The organism is Vibrio sp. Isolate24 (assembly GCF_022398215.1).
In the GTDB taxonomy this organism is placed as follows: Bacteria; Pseudomonadota; Gammaproteobacteria; order Enterobacterales; family Vibrionaceae; genus Vibrio; species Vibrio coralliilyticus_A.
In genome coordinates this window covers 1-3027 of the sequence record NZ_JAKEUU010000016.1, presented here as the reverse complement: position 1 = coordinate 3027, position 3027 = coordinate 1, and the positions used below count along the sequence as shown (strand labels likewise).

The 3027-nt window shown below is 38.4% G+C and carries 3 protein-coding genes; all 3 read left to right on the top strand.

Features of this window, described 5'->3' with window-relative positions:
- Positions 1 to 655 precede the first annotated feature (655 nt).
- Positions 656 to 1570, top strand: coding sequence for an AraC family transcriptional regulator (locus tag L1D23_RS22065; protein ID WP_239871850.1), 915 nt, complete (start codon positions 656 to 658; stop codon positions 1568 to 1570).
- Between the two features lie 92 nt (positions 1571 to 1662).
- Positions 1663 to 1953, top strand: a complete 291-nt coding sequence (locus L1D23_RS22060) for an antibiotic biosynthesis monooxygenase (RefSeq protein ID WP_239871847.1) — start codon at positions 1663 to 1665, stop codon at positions 1951 to 1953.
- Positions 1954 to 2064: 111 nt separating this feature from the next.
- Positions 2065 to 2442: a hypothetical protein gene (locus L1D23_RS22055; protein ID WP_239871844.1), complete on the top strand. Its 378-nt coding sequence runs from the start codon at positions 2065 to 2067 to the stop codon at positions 2440 to 2442.
- Positions 2443 to 3027 lie beyond the last annotated feature (585 nt).

Below are 3027 nucleotides of genomic sequence, written 5' to 3'. Positions count from 1 at the left end.
CACCTTTGGCGGCAGAAAGTGCCACTTTAGCTTTGAATTCAGGAGAGTGGTTTCTACGTTTTCTAGTCATAATCTGTTCCAGTATTCTTGGGTACTATCAAAACAGATCAATCACTTAAAGTCATGTCCGAAAATTGGGGGCCACTTCTGTTTTCAGTATTAAGTACTATTTTTTCACGCTGATTGTTATTCCTGTTTACCCAATCATCACTTCATCTGAGTATAGTCAACAAAGTCAGGTAGCCAGTTTTGCCTTCCCCATACCACGTCTGAAACGGTTTAGTTTGCTTGATATGCAAATGCCGAAAGAAAAAAGCTCATCGGTTTTAGTCAATAGCTAGTGAGGTTGTGTAGATAAGTTAAAACGTTTTTGTCCAAGAGCTTCTCAGGTTGAATTTATACCCTTGGCGATTTTTAGCTCGAAAGTGCCCCAACAAAAGTCGTGAACAAAATAAGAGTGTATGGTCGACATTAGATTTTGAAATATAAGTTAAATTTTGACAAATGGACATGATTCTAAACCCTATCGATTTTGTTTCATCTGCTGAAAATATAATGGCAACGTGCGGTGAATTTACTTCTAGTTGCGTTTCATGTTTACGGTGCATTGTTTAAGCTTTATTGTAATGTTGACAGTTACTTAGCAGGGCACTCAATGACGACTAAAGCCATTCTCCAAAGAAGAAAAATGAAAACGATTTTTGAGCATACTCAATCTAACGTGTTGGTGATCCCACAGGCTCTGTATGCCATGAAAGATGTGGTAGTGCTTAGCCATCACCGAAACTCGGCTATTATGTATAAGAACTTAGAACAGGACTTAGTGGACATTGAGTTTTATACTAACACACCTTGTTTTATATTTGTCCAAAATGGGCGTGAGGTGCTCACAAATAGCTACAACGATACGGTCACGTTGAGTCCGGGGTCTTCTATATTTCTCCCTCAAGGACTAAATCTTCAATCTGACTTTGTTAAAGAAACAGAATCTCTTAAGGCTTATCTAGTGTTTTTTGACGACGATGTTATCAATGCTTATTTGAGCAAAGTCAAACAGCCTTTAGCTTGTCATGAAAGTAAGGAACCCTTTTTCTTATTTGAGGAGGGTGATGAATTTACGACTTTCTTTGACTCACTTCGAGTTGATATAAAAACGCCCACCTACCTAAATATTAAACTCCAAGAGCTGCTTCACCTTATTGCTTGGAAAGACCATCAGCGTATTTTGGGCTCATTGCTGGCTACAAAGAAAAGAGTTCCACCTAAACGAAATCTTGATCGCATGCTGGAAACGTTGGATGTACTTCATCTCACCGTTAGCGATCTCGCTCATCTTTCAGGAAGAAGTCTTTCAAGTTTTAATCGTGATTTCAAAGAAAGCTACAAGATGCCCCCTAAAAAGTGGCTGCAAGAGAAAAAATTATGCAAGGCGAAAGCACTCCTGTTAGGTAAAGAGCTTTCTGTTACGGAAGTAGCTATGACTATGGGGTATGAAAATGTATCGGCCTTTATCAAGGCGTTCAAACTGAAGTATGGTGTAACGCCAAAACAGATTAAACAGCGCGAATGACTGGAAATCGTTATTTTTGACAGTCTATGAGTAGTTTACCTTTAGTTAACAAGCTAATCTGAACTTCGATTGTTATCTAAGAGGAGTAAGAAATGAGTGTCAAAGTCACCCTAAACTGCCAAGTAAAGCCAGAACGATTTCAAGTCTTGCTGCCATTTCTGGAAGACAACTTACCCAATGTAAGAGGGTTTCAAGGAAATATGCGGGTTAAAGTTTTATTTGATCAAAAGAACAATGAAATGCTCTTGGACGAAGAGTGGTTAACGATAGAAAGCCATCAGGAGTATTTGAGTTTCATTAATGATAATGGTGTCTTGGAAGAGCTAAGCTCTTTTCTCATTGCACCGCCAATTATCAAATATTTTGACAAGATCGAAATTTAACTATTGTTGAAAATACGAATGTGGCCTTTAACAAAGCTCTACACTCGGAAAAATTAATCGCTGCGCTCTCAATTTACTGGTGAGCGCGGCTTATGTTCACTAGGCTTTTGTATGAACTTATGGATTTTCATTTCAGGACTAATGTGTTTGTTTACCTCATGTGTGCATGTTATTGCAGGGCAGTTGGATCCTGTTAGACCTTTTCTTGAGTCAGATCTGCCAGATATCCCTAAAGCAACATTATTAGCCTGTTGGCACATGGTCTCAGCTACTCTCATCATTTGTGGATTGATATTAACATATGCTGGTTGGCTTAACTTAGATTCATTTGAAAACGTTGTTATTGGAATATCTACTATCTTTATTGTTTTCTCTTTAGTATTTATTAGTGTCGGTTGGTATTTTTTTAAGCTAAAAACGTTTATGAAATTACCTCAGTGGGCATTACTTCTCCCTATAGGAGTTTTCGGGCTAGTCGGTACAATATAAATATAACAAGCAGTTAAGTTGTCAAAATACCGTTTCCGATGAAGTAAAACAGTGGAAGATTGTTAATGAATGGTCGGTGACAAATCAAAGAGCTCTACCAGTTGCCTATCGTGGTCAAAGTCATGCCTGCCGTATTCAACACTATTGCGCTTGTCTACGTGGGTATCGGGATGTTTACGTTTTTTTCGACCCCTCTGAGCAATTGTTCTTGACTAACTCTCCAAACACAGTGGCTGTCGCTACAAAACAACACTAGCGTTAGTACTCAAATCTTTCGCCATATATGACCTCTATACTCAGATAAGTCTCGTTTGTCGTTTATTCAAGAACAATAAGGCTGCCTGCTGTTTCATCGACTAAAAAACTGATTATTATGTATAGATATACAGATCTAATTAAAAAAAGAATGATCTTATGATTAGGAATAGATATATAGAGAAGTGGACCCCGATGGTTGGACACATAAGCTAATTTCTTAAGTGGTTGATCTTGCTCATGCAGCGTATCTCTGCCTGCCGAAGTAGGCTTCATCAGGAGTGAGGTCATTGAGTCCTTGATGATTACGCTCTTCATTATAAAACACCA

Coding starts and splice junctions, on each gene's coding strand:
- L1D23_RS22065 (WP_239871850.1), top strand. CDS start 656: ATGACGACTAAAGCCATTCTCCAAAGAAGAAAAATGAAAACGATTTTT.
- L1D23_RS22060 (WP_239871847.1), top strand. CDS start 1,663: ATGAGTGTCAAAGTCACCCTAAACTGCCAAGTAAAGCCAGAACGATTT.
- L1D23_RS22055 (WP_239871844.1), top strand. CDS start 2,065: ATGAACTTATGGATTTTCATTTCAGGACTAATGTGTTTGTTTACCTCA.